Origin of the sequence: Butyrivibrio hungatei DSM 14810 (assembly GCF_900143205.1) — a bacterium.
Classification (GTDB): Bacteria; Bacillota; Clostridia; order Lachnospirales; family Lachnospiraceae; genus Butyrivibrio; species Butyrivibrio hungatei.
The window spans coordinates 39,298-59,596 of the sequence record NZ_FRDH01000006.1; the positions used below are offsets into that span (position 1 = coordinate 39,298).

The following is a 20,299-nucleotide window of genomic DNA, read 5'->3' on the forward strand; positions in this document are numbered from 1 at the left end:
ACTTAGGTCTATTTACCAATGCATCTCTTCATATGTCACTTAGAATCATGCATCTCTTCCTGCCTCTTCTCGGAGAACCCTTCAGTGCTCTCTTTCTGGGCCAGGATCTTCACTGTCTCGAACAGGATCTGGAGATCTAGGAGCAGTGAGTAATTTGTAATGTAAAAGAGATCCATCTTCAATTTATTTAATGGGCTTGTGTTGTACTTTCCAAAAACCTGCGCAGGTCCTGTAAGACCGCCTTTTACTTTAAGTCTGTACACAAACTCCGGAATTTCTTCGGTGTATTTTTTGACATGTTCGATTCGCTCAGGTCTAGGACCAACAATGGACATATCGCCCTTTAAGATGTTTATGAGCTGTGGAAGTTCATCAATTCTCGTAGGTCTGATCACATGGCCTACCTTGGTGATCCTATCGTCTGCTTCGCCAGCTGGATGAGGCTTTCCGTCTTTTTCTGCATCCACGATCATGGATCTAAACTTCAGGATATCAAACTCAGCTCCGCCGATTGTAGTTCTTTTCTGCTTGAAAAAGACAGGTCCGTGGTCCTCAAGCTTGATGGCAATAGCCACAACAAGGAGTATTGGACTTGTTAATACCAGGCCAATCAAAGAAAAAACTATGTCACAGATTCTTTTAACAATTATCTGAGACGCTGTCAGCCCTGAGTTTCTGCACAGATAAAGAGGTGTGTCAAAAAGATTTATGTCCTCGGAATTCTTACCGATTATATCAGAAATCTTCGGTGTGAAGTAGACTCTTTTACCTCTGTAAAAACATTCCTTCAGGATGTCATTTTTCTTTTCAGAAGGAATATCGTTGATGAGCACAGCTTCGTAGTCATCGAGCTTGTCAAAGATCTTGTCGAGGCCTTCGTGAATGCTGATAACATCTGCGATGTGGTACTTGTCAGGTCTTGCGTTCATGAAGTGAAGCTTCTCATCGTCGGCTTCATCGTAGATCTCAAGCACCTGCTGAGGCTTGAACATTGATCTATACAGGTCTACAAGTGGCAGTATCAAAAGACATATGACAACGCTCTGAACCAGTGCCAGCAGCACATATCTCCACAAGAAGTTTGGGAAGAATCTGAACTGTCCGGTGATAGCACAGGAGATGAAGGTCTCGATTCCGTCAACGCAGAAAATAGCCATAACCTGCGATGCCAGGAGATTTGCTTTTCTGTCAACGCCGATTCTAAAGGCTTTGAGGGCATTTCCAATGATGTAATACAGCACAAAGTAGATGCCTGCTGCCATCAAAAGGTTACCTGTTCCAAGGAGGTTACCTGTCTGGTTGTTGTCCTCAACGAACTCGTGCCAAACCCAGAAGAACATAGCTGTCGCGATCAGCACCAGTGCCATTTTGCAGAGCCATCTATATACATATCTGTTTTGTATTTTGACATGCTCCATCAATACTTTCTCCAAACCATTTTATCTACAACTCCAGTAAAACTCTGGATTATCTTGACAACCTTATCTGAAACATTTGTGTCAACGTAGTCAGGAACTGGGATTCCGAGATCTGCATTTTTGTTCATCTCAACTGCAGTATCTACGGCCTGTAATAGGCTCTCCTCAGTGATTCCAGCAAGGATAAAGTTGCCCTTATCCATGGCTTCAGGCCTCTCTGTGCTGGTTCTGATGCACACTGCAGGGAATGGATTGCCCTTGCTGAGGAAGAAGCTACTCTCCTCTGGAAGTGTTCCTGAATCTGAAACTACCGCAAATGCGTTCATCTGCAGGCAGTTGTAATCATGAAATCCAAGTGGCTCATGCTGAATAACTCTTTTATCAAGCTTGAAACCTGACTCTTCAATTCTCTTTTTGCTACGTGGGTGACATGAATATAGGATCGGCATGTCATACTTTTCAGCCATTTTGTTAATAGCTGTGAAAAGAGATGTGAAGTTCTTTTCAGTATCGATATTCTCCTCTCTGTGAGCAGAAAGAAGAATGTATTTGTGAGGCTCGATGCCGAGCTTTTTGTGAACATCGCTTGCTTTGATCTTGTCGTAATTGGCATCCAAAACTTCTGCCATTGGTGAACCTGTTACGAAAGTTCTTTCCTTTGGAAGTCCGCAATCTGCAAGATATCTTCTGGCATGCTCTGAATATGCCATGTTTACATCAGAAATAATATCTACGATCCTGCGGTTGGTCTCCTCAGGAAGGCACTCGTCTTTGCATCTGTTACCTGCTTCCATGTGGAAAATAGGAATATGAAGGCGCTTAGCACCTATTACTGAAAGGCAGCTGTTGGTATCGCCGAGAACCAGCACTGCGTCTGGTTTAATTGTTGCCATGAGCTTGTAACTCTTGTCGATGATGTTGCCCATGGTCTCTCCAAGGTCTGCTCCAACAGCATCCATGTATACTTCCGGCTCATCAAGTTCAAGATCCTTGAAAAATACGCCATTTAAGTTGTAATCATAGTTCTGACCTGTATGTGCCAGTACTACATCAAAATATTTTCTGCACTTTTTGATAACTGCTGAAAGTCTTATTATCTCAGGACGTGTTCCTACTATAATAAGAAGCTTAAGTTTTCCGTTGTTTTTGAATCCCTTAAATTCAGGCATGGTGTACCTCGTTCAATCTTTGTGATAATATGCTGCGATCTTTTTGACTGCTGCGATAGTATCTGCTACATCCTGATCATTCATCATTGGATAAAGAGGAATGCTCATGATTCCTTTGTAGATATCCTCCGCAACAGGGCAAAGTCCACGCTTGTAGCCCATCTTTTCATAGAATGGGAACCAGTATACAGGAACATAATGTACCTGAGGCTGGATATTCTCTGCGCTCATAGCCTGGAAGAACTCTGCTCTTGTGCAGCTAAGCTTGTCCAAGTTGAGTCTGATAATATAGAGATGTCTCGTTGTATCTGACTCTGGAATTTCTTCCTGCACGATGATCTCTGGCATATCCTTGAAGGCTTCATTATATGCATTGACAATTTCTTTTCTTCTCTTAGAGAACATGTCGAGCTTGTTGAGCTGGCTGATGAGAAGTGCTGCCTGGAAGTCAGTCATACGATAGTTGTATCCAAGCTCCTGCATCTCGTAGTACCAGATTCCTTCAGGGTTCTTTTCAACAAACTCTTCTGGATGACGTACGATTCCGTGCTGTGAAGCAAGTCTAAGTCGTCTATATAAATCTGGATCATTTGTTGTGATAGCACCGCCCTCACCTGCAGTTACAGTCTTAACTGGGTGGAAGCTAAAGCAAGTCATATCTCCAATTGAACCTTCTGGCTTGCCCTTATACTTGGTGCCGATAGCATGTGCTGCATCAATGATGAGCTTGAGGTCGTGCTTGTCGCAGATCTCTCTGATTCTATCATGCTCTACAGCCTGACCTGTAAAATCTACTGCTACGATAGCCTTTGTCTTTGGTGTGATGTGTGCCTCGATGCTGGCTGGATCAATGTTATATGTCTTAGGATTAACGTCTGCAAATACTGGTGTTGCTCCTACGTATACAGCGCAGTTAGCAGATGCAGCAAATGTAAGAGGAGTTGTGATAACTTCATCTCCTTCTCCAAGTCCTGCAGCGATGCATGCACAGTGAAGCGCAGCTGTTCCGTTACATACAGCTACTGCATATTTAGCCCCTGTTACTTCGCAAAGCTTTTTCTCAAGTGCCTCAACTGATGGACCACAAGTAATAAGGTCTCCCTTAAGCACTGAAGCTACTGCCTGAACATCATCATCACCGATCCACTGACGTCCATAATATATTTTCTCTTTTCTAACCGGAGTTCCACCGTGAATTGCAAGCTTCTCCATATTGTTTCCTTCTTTCTAAATATAAAAATTCTTTAGTATTATACCATAATTCTAATTGCGTGTATGTATATCCTTGAAGTGCGAACATATTTACCTGCATCCGGTTATGTTCACTGATTTCAGGTAACGTTTTCTCTCGCCATACATCCTTTTTAACTTGTTTTATTACCTGCATTCCTCCAAATCCTTCTCGTGCAGGTAACACTTTCTTTCGCCATAACCCTCTTTTAGCTTGTTTTATTACCTGCATTCCTCCAAATCTTTCTCGTGCAGGTAACACTTCCTCTCGCCATAACCCCCTTTTAGCTTGTTTTATTACCTGCATTCCTCCAAATCTTTCTCGTGCAGGTAACTCCTTCGCCAGCCATACCCCTCTTTTAGCTTGTTTTTTTACCTGCATCGCTTTAATTTGCCTTCTTGCAGGTAACACATCTCCGCCAGCCGCCACTAATGCAAATCCCCGCAAGCCATAGCCTCGCGGGGACACAATTTTTCATATTTACATGCATGTCATGACAGCCTTCACCGTGAAGCTATCCTCATTCTGGATAAAGCTAGCTACGCCACTATATTTTTCAGCAATTGACTTGATCTGTGAAGTTCCAATGCCACTCTGCACCTCACGAGTACTGATAGGAAGACCATTTTTAGTAAATCGAGTTGCGATAACGCATGGGTTCTTGGTAAGAAGTTTTAGTTTACGACCATCGTAAGTCAGTTCAAATTGAATACTTCTCTTTTCCTTGTCAGTTATGCGTTCCTGGGCCTCGACAGCATTCTCAAGGGCGTTGGCCACAAGACTTGTGAGATCCATCTCTTCCATCGGAAAGTGTTCAGGCACGGAAACCTTGACCCGGAGCTTGAATCCCATCTTTTGACATCTGGAAGTGTAGATTGTAAGTAGCTCATTAACGATCTGATTGTCGCAAAAAGAGACAGCGGTCACGTCTTCAAGCATAGAATCGAACTCTTTTAAATAAGCTGAAGCTTCGTCATATTTCTTTTCATTGATAAATCCAGCAAGCACGCGGTTGAAATGCCTGATGTCATGCTTGTACTTGCGGATGACCTTCTCGTTTGTATCGTAGATCTGGAGCTGCTCTTTGAGCCTGTTAGCGCGGACTGTCTGGTAATATGCAAGCTTGGCATCAGTCTCCGCCTTGGCTATCTGAAACGAAGTAAGCTCATATTCGATAACAGCTGCCGACATCATTCCTACTATGTAGATGATCGCAAACCACTGCATCATGTTCTCACCATAGGGCTGAAGGCAGTATTGGAGCGGAGTGTAGAACAGCACAATGCTGAGGATCAAGCCACTAAGCGCACTGATACTTCCGTAAAAAACTCCCGCAAGATAATTTGTGATAAACGGCGTGATGAGCACGAAAAGCCAGAAAGCGTCCATGCCAATGCTCCAGTCAGTCTCCATCAGCAAATGAAAAAACAGGATCAACATGAACATGTAGGTTCCAATAATCGTCACCATTATGTGATTATGCGTGTATTTGAGAATAATTGATAAAAAAATAAATAGAATTGCGATACTGATATTGGTCACAATACCATGTTTATAATCAATCCAAAAACCGGGAATTGAAGCGACAATACTATACACGACAAAGCCTATCAAAAGAATCAGCGTAGCCCTTGCCTTTTGCTTCATGATTGCTTTATCTTTTTCAAATTCAATAAGTTGCCTCAAAGAATAAGTAGGTTTAAAGCGGTTCATTTGATCTACCCCCGTAACAAGCCTGTTTCCTCACAATAAAAGTATACAAGATTTCTGCGCTCTAGTGTATAATAATATCAAACAAGGAGGATAGCATGAGTAAGCTTCTAGCTATTTATGCGGCTGTCATCTTCATCGTAGGAGTGGTCGTTTTTACAATTGGTGAACTTAACAAGGACAACGAAGAGGAAAAAGAGACCTACAAGTGGATGCGTATCCTCGCGCTCATAGTTGTGATCATCGCGCTTGTCTGCGCAATCGCTAGCGCCAATATTGCGTAATCTGTTTCACGCATGACGTTTGATGGCATTTCAAAATAAGATTTTTCATTGAGTTGACATTCCCTATTTTTCTTATATAATCTTAGATGTTTTCATGCTAATTTTTTAGCACGTGCGTTCCAACTCTTGGAATTCAAACGCACAATTTCTCAAACAATTTTTAATGTGAAAGAGAGAAGTTCTATGTTTAGTGATGAACTATGGGCTGAACGCACCCATCTTGAACGCGTTCTCAGACAAATTGATATTGACATTGAGTCTGCGCCGCCAGGAACACTACGCATTGGAGGCGTCAAAAAGAAGCCTGTATTATATTACAGGAAAAATCCTTCTGAAAGGTTTGGCACTTACATCAAGAAATCCGACCTGGACACAGCTCGCAAACTAGCGCAAAAGAGCTATGCGCAAAGATGTAAACTTAATATTGCCCCCAAGCTTGATCTGATTGATGCTTTGATAAAAGACTATGACTATAATAGTTTATTATCTGTTCAAAAGAGCTTGCCAGAAATCAGGCAGAAGCTGATCACTCCATATACGCTAAGTGATGATGAGTATGTAAAAAGATGGCTTGATACTCCTTATGACCAAAACACTGATTATCCAGAAAGTCTTATTTTCAAAACCGCAAACGGAGAACTAGTCCGTTCCAAATCTGAAGTTATCATCGCAGACACCTTGCTGCGTCTCGGAATTCCATATAAATATGAAATGCCTTTTTATTACACAAAAAATCAGTCTTTTAGAACTGACTTTACGGCTTTGAATGTCAAGAAAAGAAAACAAGTTTACATCGAACACTGTGGACGTATGCACAAAGAAAACTATCGCGATAGCTTTTTTTACAAATTAAAAAAGTATTCCAGCGCAGGCCTTGTGCTAGGCAAAGACATCATCTTCACATTTGAAGATGATGACCACCCATTTGATGTGTCGGTGTATGAAAAAACCTTTCAAGAATTGCTACTGAAATATTAAACTTTACCTGCATTAAAACATGAAATGTAATGATGGGAATGAATATGATAAAAAAAGAAGCTGGATGCTTACGTGCACTAGCTTCTTTTTCGATAGATTTTGATAGTCTTTTGTTTTTGATCTTACACCAGTTAGCGTATCAGATCTGATCAATTTTCAGATCAAAGATCGTAGCTTCCTGTGATCTCGCCGTTTACTACATAATAAACCTTGTACTCTTCAGGCTTTACATAGATATTGAGAGTCTTGATATCTTTTTTACCATATGCCTTCTTAGCACGAGTTACAAGTTCATCATCGCTTAAAGCCTTGTCACCTAACTGAAGTTCAATCTTAGTTGCTACTTTAGTTGCCATCTCGCATGTCCTCCCCATCAGTAAAAAATTATCGTTGGATTTATTATACTACTCTTAATCAAAAAAAGTGAATCTTTATTTCAAAAATCAGTTAACTTTATAGTTTTTTTAGCATATTTTATTAGAGACTTGCTTATAATGTACCTACAAGGAGGTAACCACTATGGCAAATAAGAAAAATGGAACTCCCCCTATAAAAGATCTGAATCCAATAGTTATTTCCATTGGAACATTTAAACCAAGTCTTCAGACACTTAGCAGTGTCGATTGTGGCATTGATCTTTCAAGCTACGCATATGAAGGACTAAAAAAGTGGAAATAAATCTTTGAGATGTTAGATTAAAAACTAAATAAGATAGTAAAGGCGTCGTGCATCATATATGTACGACGCTTTTTATTGGATGCAGTATGTGTTGCATTTTTCTTGAGAAAAGAAATACCTGCATGAACAAAAATATTTGTCATGCAGGTAACATTTTGGTTAGCCATGGTCCCTCATAAACTTGTTTTATTACCTGCATCGCCGAGAAATCGTCTCGTGCAGGTAACACTTTCGCCAGCCTAGTTTCCTTTTTAACTTGTTTTATTACCTGCATCGCCGAGAAATCATCTCGTGCAGGTAACACTTTCGCCAGCCTAGTTCCCTTTTTAACTTATTTTATTACCTGCATTGCCGAGAAATCATCTCGTGCAGGTAACACTTTCACCAGCCAAGGATCAAATTAACTTGTTTTATTACCTGCATCGCCGAGAAATCATCTCGTGCAGGTAACACTTTCGCCAGCCAAGTTCCCTTTTTAACTTGTTTTATTACCTGCATCGCCGAGAAATCGTCTCGTGCAGGTAACACTTTCGCCAGCCTAGTTCCCTTTTTAACTTGTTTTATTACCTGCATTGCCGAGAAATCATCTCGTGCAGGTAACACTTTCGCCAGCCTAGTTCCCTTTTTAACTTGTTTTATTACCTGCATCGCCGAGAAATCGTCTCGTGCAGGTAATGTTTTCACCAGCCAAGGATCAAATTAACTTGTTTTATTACCTGCATCAGGCAAAATCTCCATCTTGCAGGTAAAAATCCCCGACCAGCCACGTATTCTCGGCCAGCCACGTACTCTCGACCAGCCATCACTCTCTCGGCCAGCCATGTACTTCCGTCTTACACAAGTACCTCTTCTGCCTTCCTGCTTGCCAGGTGCTCTGCGATCTTGGCCTTGATCCTGTCCTCAACCATCTGCGCAATCTCTTTGCTCTTAAGTCCCTTGTACTCCTCATAAGGAATAGGCTCAAGGTAATACACGTAGGTCTTCACCGGTCCAACATGATCGCTGTTGAAAACCTTGTAGGAATCAACTAGCGCAACAGGAACGATAGGCACCTTGGCCATCTGTGCAAGCTTGAAACTGCCAGCCTTGAAGGGTTCCACAACGTTGCCGTTATTTTCCTTGTATCCACCCTCTGGGAAAAGGATGAACTTCCTGCCTGCCTTGAGTTCCTCAGCCATCTCTCTGAATACAGTAATTGTCTGCCTTGGATTATCAAGTTCAAGACGCTTGCCATCTACCATCCACATAACTTCTGAAACCAAAACAAGATGAGATCTCTTCTCATCCATAACAAAAGAGCATGGCTTCTTGTGAGTAGCAAAAATACCAGGAACATCATACTTGCCCTGATGATTAGGATAGAGCATGTAACCGCCCTCAGCCGGAAGATTCTCAGTACCGAAGGCCTCTGTCTCATAGCCTGATGACTTGTTCATGTAATAGATCATCTCATTGGCCATGCCGTAGCGCTCCTCTTCGGAGTGCCTCTCAGGATGCTTCATCCAAATTCTGGTCTTAACAACGTAGTAAATAATTCTATGAAGATTTATCAAAATAGTGTGATAAAAATTACGCATCTATATTTATTTCTGTCTCCTCAAATTTTTACCAATGCCGTATTTTACCATATTTTTTCACAGTTTTTCAAGAAGTGACTTGAACCCATACTTCTCAAATTGCGCTGCTGCCTTGTCTTTATCAAGTTCAAACTTGAAGTCCTCAAGACTCTTCTCAAATGGATAGTCCCTACGGATCTGCGCAAGCTCTTTTGACAAAAGAGCTATATCTCTATATTCGTTAAGAGCCTTCATTGGGCTCCTTGAAATGCCAAGTTCCTCTTTCCAATAAGTACCAAGTGCCTTCAAAGCCTTGTCGTCTGCGCACTCATCGATAGCTTCGTAGATTCCCTCAACTGTGCCATATCTAGCTAAAAGAGGCATCGCAGCACTACTAACTCCCTTAACTCCAGGAATGTTATCACTTGAATCACCCTGGATTCCCTTAAGATCAGGAATCTGCTCAGGTCTAACGCCATACTCAGCAAGGCATAATGGTGGTGTCACTTCAAAAGCCTTGTCAGGAAGAGGCGCCATCTTGCTGTTCCATCCAAACTCAGCGCCATACTTGTTCTGAAGCTCCTCAGCTGTCTCAGCCTTGGTCTGGATCAGCCACACTCTTGTATAGTCGCTTACAAGCTGCAGATAATCGTGATCCTTAGTGATAATGTAGGATGGGATTTCTTTTTCAAACTTAGAAACAACGCTACCTACGATGTCGTCCGCCTCGAACTTCATGTCGTACATAACCTGGAAGCCCATGTCTTCCAGCATCTTCTCCATGTTCTCAAACTGTTCCTTTAGAGGCTCTGGAGTGTCGCCGCGGTTACCCTTGTAGTCAGGATACTTCTCACGTCTGAAGGTATCCCTCGTCATATCAAAAGCAAACATCATGTGTGTAGGCTTCTGCTCATTAAGGATCTTCATGATAGTACGCATCATGCCGTACATAGCGTTTGTGTACTGACCTTTATCGTTATGCATGATCTGAGAATAAAGAGCTTTCTTTTTCTCAGGGTCTTTTTCAAATAAAAGAGCTTTGGGAAGGTTGCCGTAATAGTTTGTAACCAGCATTGAGCTTCCATCTATTAAAATAAACTTCTCGTTTGACATATTATCCTCACTTTTTTCTTCTCATTATACACTATACATTCTCGTAAGATATATATATTATGATTGTCTTCTTATGATAATATGTTATATTGAAAAGAACTATGAAAAACCCATAATAAGGAGCAAACACCTATGAATGACGCCTTATCCATATTTTTGAAATACGTTCTTCCATTTCTGGTTGCGTATATTTTAAATCTTCTTATTAATAAATTTTTGAGCAAAAAATTCCTTAGAGGAAAGTTATTCTTGATCTTCCTCAAAGGCATCATAATTGCCGTTATCTGGCTTGCCGCAGCACTTACAGCCCTCTCCGGAATCCCTGCTTTTTCTAAGACTTGGGAGACAGCCGTTGCTTCATCCGGAATCGCCGCTGTTGTTCTCGGTCTTGCTGCCCAGTCAACACTTGCCAATGTCTTTGCCGGAATCTCACTTTCTGCAACACATTCAAGAGCATTTGATATCGGCGACAGAGTCAAGATCGACGACCATGACCCGGGCTACGTTGAGGACATCACCTTAAGGCACACGGTCATCAAGACCTACCAGAACGAGATCATCTACATTCCTAACTCCATCGTAGGTTCTGCAACCATCGTCAATTACACCCAGGAAAAGAGCTTTTCTTTTCCTGTAGAAATATCTGTAGCCTACGGAACCGACATGGAAAAGGCCATGAATATCATGGCTGACGTCATCTACGAGCATCCGCTGCACCACGGTCCAAGGCCTACAGTTCTATGCAAAAACTGCGGTGATAGCGGCATCACACTTAGGGCCCTGGTAGAAACCAGGGATTTCAAGGACAACCCTAAGTCCTGTTCAGACGTACTTGTAACGCTTATGGAAAGATTCGCTGCAGAAGGCATTGAGATCCCTTACAACAGACTGGTTGTACTTCACGGTGACAAGTAATTTTTATATAGGAAAGAGTTTTAAATCATGTTTTTTGTTTTATTATTTTTAGCTTTGCTGATATATCTCATCATCGAGATCATCCACTACTGCAAGGTCAAGGCCAATGTCATCAGCAGAAACGAGGTCAAAAAAGCTGCTGAAGAAAAGGCCAGGAATTTAAAGATAGACGATCCTATCATCTCCTGTGATTACTGCGGAGCCAAGGTAGACACTAGAATACACAAGGTTTGTCCTCAGTGCGGAGGCGCTTTTGACAGGGACATCGAATGGACTTCCAAGTTCAATGTAAAAAGTGAATTCATTGATGAACAGACCAGGGAGATCATCTCCCAAAGAGAAGAAAAGGCTCAGGAAGAAGCCAAAAAAACCTTAAAACGTATTAGAAATACAATATTTGCACTTGTTGGAATAAACATCTTTATATTTGGTGTGGCTCTGATCTTCTTGCTATTAAATCCTTTGACCTCAGCAAGAGGTAACGAGACTATTGATAAAGAGTTTCCTGGTTATGTCAGATCCGACTACGATATTGAGGGAGACGGTGTCATTTGTGACTCCAACGGCTTTAAGATCACCTTAACCGGCATCTATACCAATCCTAAGCGAATTGGTGACGACGGCTACTACGGAAGCATTGTCATGGAGTTCCAGGTTGAGAATAATACAGGAAAAGACGTTTCTGCTTCACTTTACTGCGCTGGAAATAGCGGAATGTCCCGTGAAAACCTGATTCTCTTTTACGATAATTTCAGAAAGAATAAGACCGTTAAGATTTATGAGCAGATGTACCTTGGCAGCTCCGAGAAAGTTAGTGAGCTTGTCTTTAACGAGCTTAGAGCTACTACAACCAAGAACTACGAAAAGATCTATGAATTAAAGGATCCTGTGAAGATAAAGACTACAAGCAACTTCACTTATCCATTAGAGCTTGAAGAAGGATCAGTTCTGATTTTTTCAAATGATATGGTTGATATTTACAGGACTTATAATCTCCGGGAAAATGACTGTGGCTACGTGCTTACGATAATCAATAAGTCAGACAAGGACCTCACCGTTTCCTCTGATAATCTCCTGATCGACGGAGCAGAAGAGGATTCTAGTAAGCTGCGAAAAGATCTGATTCCTACCGGATATTGGTTTAAATCAAATGATCTGTCGCCCATTAACTCTGACTACAGTGATCTTTCACAAAATGATACACGCCTCAGCCTTAATTTCTCTTGCAAAGAAGATCCAGCCCTTGGATTCTCCACAGGCTACCTTGATCTGAATCAGCAATCAGATATTGAATAATACAAAATGCGCCGGCAATTGTGCAATTTGCTCTCACCGGCGCAGACCTTTCTTCCCTGGTTGACGAAATTGATAATTGCGTTTTTATTACTATGTATTGCGTTTTTTGTAATATCTTTTGTAATATAATTCACGTTTTTCCAAAGATGATCCATGAATAATAAAAAAGCGTACCAGCTTTTTGTTTTTTACTGGCACGCACGCTTATAGGCATGAAATACGCCGGCTGTTGCAGTCACCGGCGTATTTCGCTTTTATGAGATTCAAAAAGGATTGGGATTAGCGATTTGTATAACTTACAAATTGCTTTTATTATAAGTGTCACAGCGAATGTAACATCTTATGTAATATATCTTAACATCTTTTCAAAATTTTGCAAGAGAAAAATGAAAAAGCGTGCTGGCTTCTATTTTACCAGCACGCAACAAGGCCTAATCAAACAACATAATGCAATCTGTCATCGTTAACTCTGCTAATCATTATTTTCTTTATTCCACGAGTCTTAAATTCTTTTTCCTTCTTTTCATTTTCTTCATCTTCTAAGTCATAATCATAATAACTGAATTCAACATCTTCATTATCTAGATATAACTCTCTAGTATAGGAATTATATTTAATATTTTTAGGAATAAAACTAATACTACCAGCATAATCCCCGTTAAGATTATAGAGTTGGCAACTTAAATTTTCATTGCTAAATGAATCCATATACTTTTTGTTGTTTAATATACATGATCCGTCTGCAAAAACAACACTAATGCAAAACTTTTCAGAATCAATGTTTACAATATTTAAATCTTTTATTGCTTCCGAAAAGCCTAATCCTGTGTTAATTTCAAATGCTATTGCTCTTAAGCAGTCATAATTAAGTGATACTCTTTTTGAAAAATCTACTACATTGTTTATTTCCGATACATAATCTCTGTTTATTGTATCAGTCAAGTACTCTCTTATATCATCCTCATTAGGATACTCAAATCTAAAATGGTAATGAAAACGTCCGGGTCTATTTACTAAAAAATCATTTAGTCCCTTTATCTCATTACACGTTATAACAAATAATTTTTTTCCTTGAGCAACGCCATCAAACAATGAAAGCATGCTGGTTTGAGCATCATCATCACTAGAATCTGAAAATGTTTTATCAAATTCATCAAAGAACACCATTACTTCTTGATTTATTCCATCAAGAAAACTGCCAATCCCCTCTACATACGAATCTACAATTATCACCGGTGTGCCATTTTCTACACTTTTCTTGCCAAGAAGCCTAGAAAATAGAGACTTTCCTATTCCCTTATCGCCACTCAGAATGACCCCAAGATTCCTGTTAAATTTCTTAAAAGTCGCTAATACCTTATCTACTTTTTCTAAATGAACTCCATAGATTTTAGCATCTGTGATACTAAATTCAGTGTATTTCTCAAGAAAAAAACCTTGCCTCTCAGCAAATCGCACAACGTAATAATCTGCAGGTAACTTATCATAGCTTTTTAAATCATCAGGATATATATCATATCTTGATCCAGTACTTATTATCTTCATAACATTTTCTCCTCTTCATAGTTCTTCAATCCGATAAATATCTTATTTGTAAAGAGGATAATTGTCATTGAACTTGTAATTCAAAAAAACAAAAGTACTGTTTCTACGCGATATTCTTTATCAAATATTCGTAATAACTTGATATTCTACTAATATATTCATTTTTAGAAAAATTATACTTTACCAACCTATCTCCCACTAAAAGTTCATCAACTGGAACCGACAACATTTCACTTAATGCATAGATATTATCTAATGTTGGTAAGCTTTTCCCTTCAATCCAATGATATACACTTTGGACACTAGCAAAATTAAAATATTCAGCTACATCTTTTACAGTAACGCCCTTGTTATCCATAATGTACTTAATACGAGCGCCAGTTCTATTTCTATCTATTTGGCTAATCATTCTTCACTCCATATATTACTTGCATTACTGAACTATTTAGCAGAAAAAGCAGGACTCATTCTTTCTACCTCACTTCTGCTTATTCCATATCTTTTCGCTATATTCATCCAGTTATCAGCAACTATTGTTTTTATTTCATTTATAGTTTCTTTCGCTTGCTTAGGTTTTAATCCATAGTATGCTGCCGAGTTATAAGCTAGCTCAAAATCCAGCGCAGAATCATTATCATCAACATTCAGTTTCAGACAATCTCCGTAAATATCAGGATTAACATCGTACAAAGGTGACAATCTCCACCCGTTCTCAGTTAGTATAAATCCATGGTTTCTAAAGTGGTCATCTGTGTTTGATACTGCCATACTGAAAACAATTCTTTTCCAAAGTTCATACAGGTCATTTTGAGGAGAAGCACCGTTAGCTTTAAGAAATGAAACTATTTCCAAATAACTACCGCCTTCAGTATGATCATCACCATCATTTTTCCCAAGCATAGTCATTGCAGAAGAAAAATGCACCCTGCGATTTCCTTGTCTATCAAAACGCTTCACAAGGTATGTTGATCCCAACTTTGAGAATTTCTGCATTTGTGCTTCAGGAACATTCAAGTAGCACATTTTTGCAAGTTCATGTACAACCATTTCCCATGCACCAACATCTGTATCATCATTTCTAGATGGAAACTTAGCTATCCATAAAGAACCATCTGGTGACATAACCGAAGCCTTTGGTCTAGCACCACCAAGAGATGAGCCTGGTGCGATAAGTTGTTTAAGCCATTTTTCATTAAGAGCTTCATCTTCTTTTTCAAAAGCAAGTGACGCATGCTCTAGTTCTCTAAGAGACGTCATGGGTGGAGTGGCATATTCTTTATCATTAGATACAAAATCTCCATCTTTATCAATTTTAAAACGTAGGCCGCCCATTCTTGATTCATCATAAACGCCTAATAAATAGTCACTTTCCAGTAGTTTTCTAGGTTTTTCTTTAGATGCCTTGGCCTTAATCTCTTCCCTACGTTTCATGAGCAAACGTCCCCATCTATCTGGACAGGAATCTGCAAATACCCCAAATATTGATTTATCGTTTCGTGTATATTGCCTTCCTCCAAACAGTTGAAGGTCAGGATCCAAATAATAATTTGCTTTTAACAACCATTCCTTCTCATATTCAAAGGCATACATTTCTTTTCCCCTTATTTCAGAAATGTATATTCTTCCAACAGGGGTACAATTATAAGCTCCAAAATCAGCATATACAAAAACTTGTTTTTCACTACTCATTTCTATTACCTTCTAATACGTTTTTTTACAGTAAGATCCAAATCTTGCAACTTGCGACCAAATTCATCATCTTTGGCCACAAGCAATAAATCTTTATCCATATAATTTAACGCATGTAGCACTGCAGCATAACAGCCCAATGCAACTGATGGCGCTCCCTTCTCTATTGCAGAAAGAGTTGCGCGACTTATACCTGCACGTTCAGCAACAAGTTCAGATGTTAGTTTACGTCTAAGCCTCGCGTATTTTATTTGCATCCCCATTTGAGACATAATATCTATTGTTTCTGGTAAAAGAACTATTGATTTTTTTGCCATATTTATTCTCCTTATGTAAATAATATTATACATTAGTCCGTTCTTTGTCAATTTTTATCGACATTAATCTCGCCGTTATACATTTAAATTTCTTTCCCTCATTTGTTAATCTACCGCCCATTTTCTCCGATAATATAATTAGATGACGTGCCAACATCTACTAGCTATGGAAAGCGTGGGGTCTTCATGGACGAGTTTCTACTTCGCATGAAGGTCCTTTTTTTGGGCCTTCAAAGACATAAGGAGGTACCATGAAAATTGCACAGGCAAATGTGAACATGGTCTCAAACAACAGGTACTACGAGGAAAACTCAGTTACGGTACAGACTGGTTTGGTGACCAAAGGCTCTTTTCTTGAAAGTCTAAATGACCAGGAAAAGAAAGTGGATAGCCTGGAATTATCCAAAACAAGCGGTGAAGATGAGGCTGTAAGCAGCCAGTCCTATTCATCGCTAAAGCCATCAAAGACCGAGCAGATCAGTAAGATCGGATCTACGCTGGAGGATCAGATCTCTGAGATAAGGAGCACTCTCCTATCGAGAATCTTACAGCTCCTTGAACTTCTTGGCGGCGACAACAAAAGCAAGTATTATACAAAAACTCTTGGAGAAGCATCAGGGCTGCTTGAAAACAATTCTTATGTAAGTGTCACTACAATCGAGCAATTACACATTGAGGAGGAACAGACCACATTTTCAGGACAGGGGATGGCCCTTACTGAAGACGGCAGGACAATTGACTTTAATGTTCAGTTTTCCATGTCCAGACGCTTATGTGAATATGCTGGAATAAGCGTTGCAACCAAAGGTCACTACCTCGATCCACTTGTTATCAATGTGGGCAGCGATGTGACAAGTATCAGTGATCAGACTTTCTATTTTGACCTCGACAGCGATGGTCAGGAGGAAAAGATCTCTAACCTTGGCGAAGGAAGTGGTTTCCTTGCACTTGATAAGAATGGTGATGGCAAGATAAACAACGGCTTGGAGCTCTTTGGCACAAAGAGTGGAAATGGCTTTAAAGATCTTGCTATGTATGACAAAGATGGAAATGGCTGGATCGACGAAAACGACGAAGTCTACGAGCATCTCAGAGTCTGGCTTCGCGATGAGGACGGAAAGGACCGTCTCTTATCACTTTCGGAAGCAGACGTAGGCGCGATCTATCTTGAAAGCGCTGAGACTGAGTTTACGCAGTACAACAGCTCTTTTGCCATTGCAGGAATGCTGCGCGCAAGCGGCATGTTCCTCAGGGAAAGCGGCGGTGTTGGAACTGTTCAGCAGGTAGATATGGCAGCCATGTAAAAATGCTCTCTGCTCCGAAAAATGTGGATAAAAAGCCTTGAAAAGTGTATAGTTAAATAGCTGGAAAAAATAACGATTCGGGGAGTTTACAATGGGTAAATTATATTTCAGATATGGAGCTATGGGGAGTTCTAAAACGGCTAATGCACTAATGGTGCGCTATAACTATATCGAAAAGGGTCAGAATGCGATTCTTTTAAAACCAAAGGCTGACAACCGCGACGGAGATACAACTATCAGATCAAGAATAGGACTAAGCGCAGAGTGCACCTTCGTTGAAGACTTTCTTGATGAAGTCAAGAATGAGTGGTACACAGGTAAGTCCAATGCATGGGACAAGCTTGACTGCGTAATAGTCGATGAAGCGCAGTTCCTCACCGAGGAGCAGGTAGATCTCCTTGCCGAGATTGTTGACAAGTATGATCTTCCTGTAATTTGCTACGGACTTAGGACCGATTTCACAAGCCATCTTTTTTCAGGATCCAAGAGGCTTATGGAAATCGCCAACTATATAGAAGAAGTGCCAACTGTCTGCTGGTGTGGACGAAGAGCCCACTTCAACGCTCGTGTGAGCAACGGAAAAATTGTGAGAAGTGGCGAACAGATCATGATGGGTGGCAACGAATCTTATGTATCACTCTGTAGGAGACACTTCCTCAGCGGTGAAGTTGACGGAGCAAGAGAAAGAGAAATTTAATAGAGGTAGACAAGACCCGTAAAATAGAGATGCGTATCGGCTTAAAGCTAGCTGATACGCATCTTTTTTCGATTTTATACTTTTTTTATTTTTTAGGTGTTGACTTATTGTTCTAGTTGTTCTATAACATACTTGTAACAAGAAATTGGCAGCCAACATTGGAGAGTGCTAATTAAATTTTAAGCAACACATCTGAGTACGCTCTAAGGTCAACTGCTACAAACTACTACAACCTACAACAAAATTTAAATAGAAAAGGAGTGATGACTTATGTTGATGCCTATGATTTGGAGTAACAATGATATCTTTGATGAGATGGATAATTTCTTTAACAGAGGATTGTTCGATGGCCTTTGTGATACAAATGCCAAAGACCAGCAGTTCCAGTCAATGACAGGTCTGATGAAGACTGATGTTATCGAGAAGGACAACTGCTATCAGCTGGAAGCTGAACTCCCTGGATTCAATAAGGAAGATATCAAGATTGATCTTAAAAATGATGTCTTGACAATTAGTGCTTCACACAGCGAAAATAAGGATGAAAAAGATAATAACGGCAAATATATCCGTCGTGAGAGAAGAAGTTCATCCTACCAGAGATCCTTCCGTGTAGATGGTCTTAAGCCTGAGGACATAATCGCGCAGTACAGAAACGGCATACTTACAGTTAGTCTTCCTAAGAAAGAGGCAATTCCTGAGAAGGAAGAAGCAGCCAGAATCGAAGTTAAGGACTGATATGATACCATAACTATCCTACCCCTAGATTCTTAAATCCTAAAGTCTTAGATATGACCTCTGCTTTTTACGGCATTATATATGCCTAGAAAGCAGAGGTATTTTTATGTCTACTGATAAATTCGAATACGAAGGATACACAGGAACCGTTAACTATGACAAGAACTGTGATTACTACACAGGAGAAGTCGAGATAGACGGCGAGATCTACACCTACGAAGGCGATACTTTGGAGGAACTCCGCGAGGACTTTGAAGATATAATCGATTCGATTATTGCTTTTAATGATATGGATGACGAGGAAGAAGACTAATTAGGAGGGTTTGGAAATGGCCAGATACACCAAAGAAGACATTTTTAGAATTGTCGAAGAAGAAGATGTAGCATTTATCAGACTGCAGTTTTGCGATATCTTTGGTATTCCAAAGAATATTGCCATCGCTGCAAGCAAGCTCGAAAGCGCTCTTAACAATGAGTGCATGTTTGATGGCGTGTCCGTAGAGGGCTTCATGAGAAGCGACGAAAGTGACATGTATCTTTATCCTGATCTCGACAGCTTCGAAATCTACCCATGGAGACCACAGTCAGGCAAAGTTGCCAGAATGTTCTGCAACGTTTACACAGCAGATGGCAAGCCTTTCGCAGGTGACTCCAGAAACGTTCTTCACGAAGTTGTCAAAAGAGCTATGGACATGGGCCTTAACTTCAAGATCAACCCGGAGCCTGAGTTCTTTTTATTTGATTATGATGATGACGGACAGCCAACAACTAAGACTCATGAAAGAGGCGGCTACTTTGACGTAGCACCTGCAGATCAGGGCGAAAACGTACGTCGTGACATCATCTTGAACCTTGAGGAAATGGGATTTGATATCTCCTCTTCTCACCACGAGATTGCTCCTGCTCAGCACGAGATTGACTTCAAAGAAGAAGACGCTGAGCGCACAGCAGACATGATCATGACATTCAGAATGGCCGTTAAGACAATCGCTAAAAAGCACGGTCTCTACGCCACCTTCATGCCAAAGCCAGTTGAGGGAATCCCTGGATCAGGTATGCACATCAACATCATCGCTGAGGATGAAGATGGTAAAAATGTTTTCTGCGGAGAAGGTGAGAAGCTTTCAGATACAGCCAAGCACTTCATCGCTGGCGTACTTGCCCACGTTAAAGGTATGACTCTTGTAACAAACCCTGTTGTCAATTCCTACAAAAGGCTTGTTCCCGGCTATGATGCACCAGTTAACGTTTCCTGGTCCTCTCTTTCTGCCAACAGAAGCGCTCTTATTAGGATCCCTTCCAATAGGGGTAACGGCACCAGAATCGAGCTTAGAAATCCAGATGCAACCTGCAATCCTTACCTTGCTATCGCTCTTATCCTCGCTGCAGGCATGGACGGAATCTCCAAGAAGCTGACTCCTCCTGCAGAAGTAAGTGGTAACAATGAGAATGGCCTTGAAACTCTTCCACTTACACTTGGCGAAGCTCTAAATGCTTACCAGAGAGATCCATTTGTAAAAGAGATTCTTGGAGATGCGATCTATACCAAGATTCTTGAAGCCAAAAATAAGGAATGGAAAGACTTCCGCACCTGCGTAACTCAATGGGAAGTCGGCAAATACCTTAATCTTTTCTAAAATTTACCACTTAATGAAACTTCGAGG

General features: G+C 40.5%; 24 protein-coding genes. 10 read left to right on the forward strand and 14 right to left on the reverse strand.

Annotated elements, in window-relative coordinates; genetic code table 11:
- Window positions 1–35: 35 nt before the first annotated feature.
- From BUA02_RS07975 to BUA02_RS07995, 5 genes are read right to left on the reverse strand one after another with little or no spacing between them, the layout of a single operon-like run.
- Complete coding sequence (locus BUA02_RS07975; protein WP_072702592.1) at window positions 36–1,418, reverse strand: sugar transferase; 1,383 nt, start codon at window positions 1,416–1,418, stop codon at window positions 36–38.
- A complete protein-coding gene (wecB, locus tag BUA02_RS07980) occupies window positions 1,418–2,587 on the reverse strand; it encodes a non-hydrolyzing UDP-N-acetylglucosamine 2-epimerase (RefSeq protein WP_072702594.1) in 1,170 nt (389 codons plus the stop codon). The genes BUA02_RS07975 and wecB overlap by 1 nt, the downstream gene beginning before the upstream one ends.
- 12 nt (window positions 2,588–2,599) lie before the next feature.
- Window positions 2,600–3,799 (reverse strand): UDP-4-amino-4,6-dideoxy-N-acetyl-beta-L-altrosamine transaminase, encoded by a 1,200-nt coding sequence (gene pseC / locus BUA02_RS07985; protein WP_072702597.1) that lies wholly within the window; start codon window positions 3,797–3,799, stop codon window positions 2,600–2,602.
- A complete protein-coding gene (locus BUA02_RS07990; RefSeq protein WP_072702600.1) occupies window positions 3,762–4,265 on the reverse strand; it encodes a hypothetical protein in 504 nt (167 codons plus the stop codon). The genes pseC and BUA02_RS07990 overlap by 38 nt, the downstream gene beginning before the upstream one ends.
- Window positions 4,266–4,298: 33 nt before the next feature.
- Complete coding sequence (locus tag BUA02_RS07995; RefSeq protein ID WP_083572700.1) at window positions 4,299–5,531, reverse strand: sensor histidine kinase; 1,233 nt, start codon at window positions 5,529–5,531, stop codon at window positions 4,299–4,301.
- 95 nt (window positions 5,532–5,626) lie between these two features.
- Here BUA02_RS07995 and BUA02_RS08000 point away from each other — a divergent pair, with 95 nt between their 5' ends.
- Together BUA02_RS08000 and BUA02_RS08005 are read left to right on the forward strand one after the other, a co-directional pair.
- The gene (locus tag BUA02_RS08000) at window positions 5,627–5,812 is read left to right on the forward strand and encodes a hypothetical protein (protein ID WP_071175207.1); all 186 of its coding nucleotides are present in this window, start codon (window positions 5,627–5,629) and stop codon (window positions 5,810–5,812) included.
- Window positions 5,813–5,995: 183 nt separating this feature from the next.
- On the forward strand, window positions 5,996–6,790 hold the full coding sequence (locus BUA02_RS08005; RefSeq protein WP_072702607.1) for a PDDEXK family nuclease: 795 nt from the start codon (window positions 5,996–5,998) through the stop codon (window positions 6,788–6,790).
- A gap of 161 nt (window positions 6,791–6,951) precedes the next feature.
- Here the strand turns inward: BUA02_RS08005 and BUA02_RS08010 are convergent, their stop codons facing one another.
- Window positions 6,952–7,146, reverse strand: coding sequence for a DUF6465 family protein (locus BUA02_RS08010; RefSeq protein ID WP_072702610.1), 195 nt, complete (start codon window positions 7,144–7,146; stop codon window positions 6,952–6,954).
- A gap of 163 nt (window positions 7,147–7,309) precedes the next feature.
- Here BUA02_RS08010 and BUA02_RS15830 point away from each other — a divergent pair, with 163 nt between their 5' ends.
- Window positions 7,310–7,468: a hypothetical protein gene (locus BUA02_RS15830; RefSeq protein ID WP_161487283.1), complete on the forward strand. Its 159-nt coding sequence runs from the start codon at window positions 7,310–7,312 to the stop codon at window positions 7,466–7,468.
- A gap of 17 nt (window positions 7,469–7,485) precedes the next feature.
- On the opposite strand, the gene BUA02_RS15835 is transcribed toward BUA02_RS15830, so the two are convergent.
- The 4 genes from BUA02_RS15835 to BUA02_RS08025 all read right to left on the reverse strand — a co-directional run bounded on the left by BUA02_RS15835 (window position 7,486) and on the right by BUA02_RS08025 (window position 10,137).
- Window positions 7,486–7,635 carry a hypothetical protein gene (locus BUA02_RS15835; protein ID WP_178297624.1) on the reverse strand — a complete coding sequence of 50 codons (150 nt, stop codon included), beginning with the start codon at window positions 7,633–7,635 and terminating at the stop codon, window positions 7,486–7,488.
- A gap of 214 nt (window positions 7,636–7,849) precedes the next feature.
- On the reverse strand, window positions 7,850–8,152 hold the full coding sequence (locus tag BUA02_RS08015; protein ID WP_072702613.1) for a hypothetical protein: 303 nt from the start codon (window positions 8,150–8,152) through the stop codon (window positions 7,850–7,852).
- Window positions 8,153–8,301: 149 nt separating this feature from the next.
- Window positions 8,302–9,045: a lysophospholipid acyltransferase family protein gene (locus tag BUA02_RS08020; RefSeq protein WP_072702616.1), complete on the reverse strand. Its 744-nt coding sequence runs from the start codon at window positions 9,043–9,045 to the stop codon at window positions 8,302–8,304.
- A gap of 57 nt (window positions 9,046–9,102) precedes the next feature.
- Entirely contained in the window at window positions 9,103–10,137 is a 1,035-nt protein-coding gene (locus BUA02_RS08025) for a 5'-3' exonuclease (protein ID WP_072702619.1), read from the reverse strand.
- A 132-nt stretch (window positions 10,138–10,269) separates the two neighbouring features.
- Between BUA02_RS08025 and BUA02_RS08030 the strand changes: the two genes are divergently transcribed.
- Both BUA02_RS08030 and BUA02_RS08035 read left to right on the forward strand, forming a co-directional pair.
- The gene (locus tag BUA02_RS08030) at window positions 10,270–11,052 is read left to right on the forward strand and encodes a mechanosensitive ion channel family protein (RefSeq protein WP_072702621.1); all 783 of its coding nucleotides are present in this window, start codon (window positions 10,270–10,272) and stop codon (window positions 11,050–11,052) included.
- Between the two features lie 27 nt (window positions 11,053–11,079).
- On the forward strand, window positions 11,080–12,348 hold the full coding sequence (locus BUA02_RS08035; protein WP_072702624.1) for a hypothetical protein: 1,269 nt from the start codon (window positions 11,080–11,082) through the stop codon (window positions 12,346–12,348).
- A 435-nt stretch (window positions 12,349–12,783) separates the two neighbouring features.
- Here BUA02_RS08035 and BUA02_RS08040 read toward each other — a convergent pair whose 3' ends face one another.
- The 4 genes from BUA02_RS08040 to BUA02_RS08055 form a co-directional block, all read right to left on the reverse strand.
- Complete coding sequence (locus tag BUA02_RS08040; protein WP_072702627.1) at window positions 12,784–13,893, reverse strand: ATP-binding protein; 1,110 nt, start codon at window positions 13,891–13,893, stop codon at window positions 12,784–12,786.
- A gap of 103 nt (window positions 13,894–13,996) precedes the next feature.
- Window positions 13,997–14,302, reverse strand: coding sequence for a helix-turn-helix domain-containing protein (locus BUA02_RS08045; RefSeq protein WP_072702630.1), 306 nt, complete (start codon window positions 14,300–14,302; stop codon window positions 13,997–13,999).
- Between the two features lie 32 nt (window positions 14,303–14,334).
- The gene (locus BUA02_RS08050; protein WP_072702633.1) at window positions 14,335–15,582 is read right to left on the reverse strand and encodes a type II toxin-antitoxin system HipA family toxin; all 1,248 of its coding nucleotides are present in this window, start codon (window positions 15,580–15,582) and stop codon (window positions 14,335–14,337) included.
- 5 nt (window positions 15,583–15,587) lie between these two features.
- Complete coding sequence (locus BUA02_RS08055; RefSeq protein WP_072702636.1) at window positions 15,588–15,899, reverse strand: helix-turn-helix domain-containing protein; 312 nt, start codon at window positions 15,897–15,899, stop codon at window positions 15,588–15,590.
- A gap of 251 nt (window positions 15,900–16,150) precedes the next feature.
- Between BUA02_RS08055 and BUA02_RS08060 the strand changes: the two genes are divergently transcribed.
- The 5 genes from BUA02_RS08060 (at window position 16,151) to glnA (ending at window position 20,272) form a co-directional block, all read left to right on the forward strand.
- Window positions 16,151–17,203 (forward strand): hypothetical protein, encoded by a 1,053-nt coding sequence (locus BUA02_RS08060; RefSeq protein WP_072702639.1) that lies wholly within the window; start codon window positions 16,151–16,153, stop codon window positions 17,201–17,203.
- Between the two features lie 91 nt (window positions 17,204–17,294).
- Window positions 17,295–17,900 (forward strand): thymidine kinase, encoded by a 606-nt coding sequence (locus tag BUA02_RS08065; RefSeq protein ID WP_072702643.1) that lies wholly within the window; start codon window positions 17,295–17,297, stop codon window positions 17,898–17,900.
- Window positions 17,901–18,170: 270 nt separating this feature from the next.
- Window positions 18,171–18,635, forward strand: coding sequence for an Hsp20/alpha crystallin family protein (locus tag BUA02_RS08070; protein WP_072702646.1), 465 nt, complete (start codon window positions 18,171–18,173; stop codon window positions 18,633–18,635).
- 106 nt (window positions 18,636–18,741) lie between these two features.
- Window positions 18,742–18,948, forward strand: coding sequence for a hypothetical protein (locus tag BUA02_RS08075; protein ID WP_071175197.1), 207 nt, complete (start codon window positions 18,742–18,744; stop codon window positions 18,946–18,948).
- 16 nt (window positions 18,949–18,964) lie between these two features.
- Window positions 18,965–20,272, forward strand: a complete 1,308-nt coding sequence (gene glnA / locus BUA02_RS08080) for a type I glutamate--ammonia ligase (protein WP_072702649.1) — start codon at window positions 18,965–18,967, stop codon at window positions 20,270–20,272.
- Window positions 20,273–20,299: the final 27 nt, after the last annotated feature.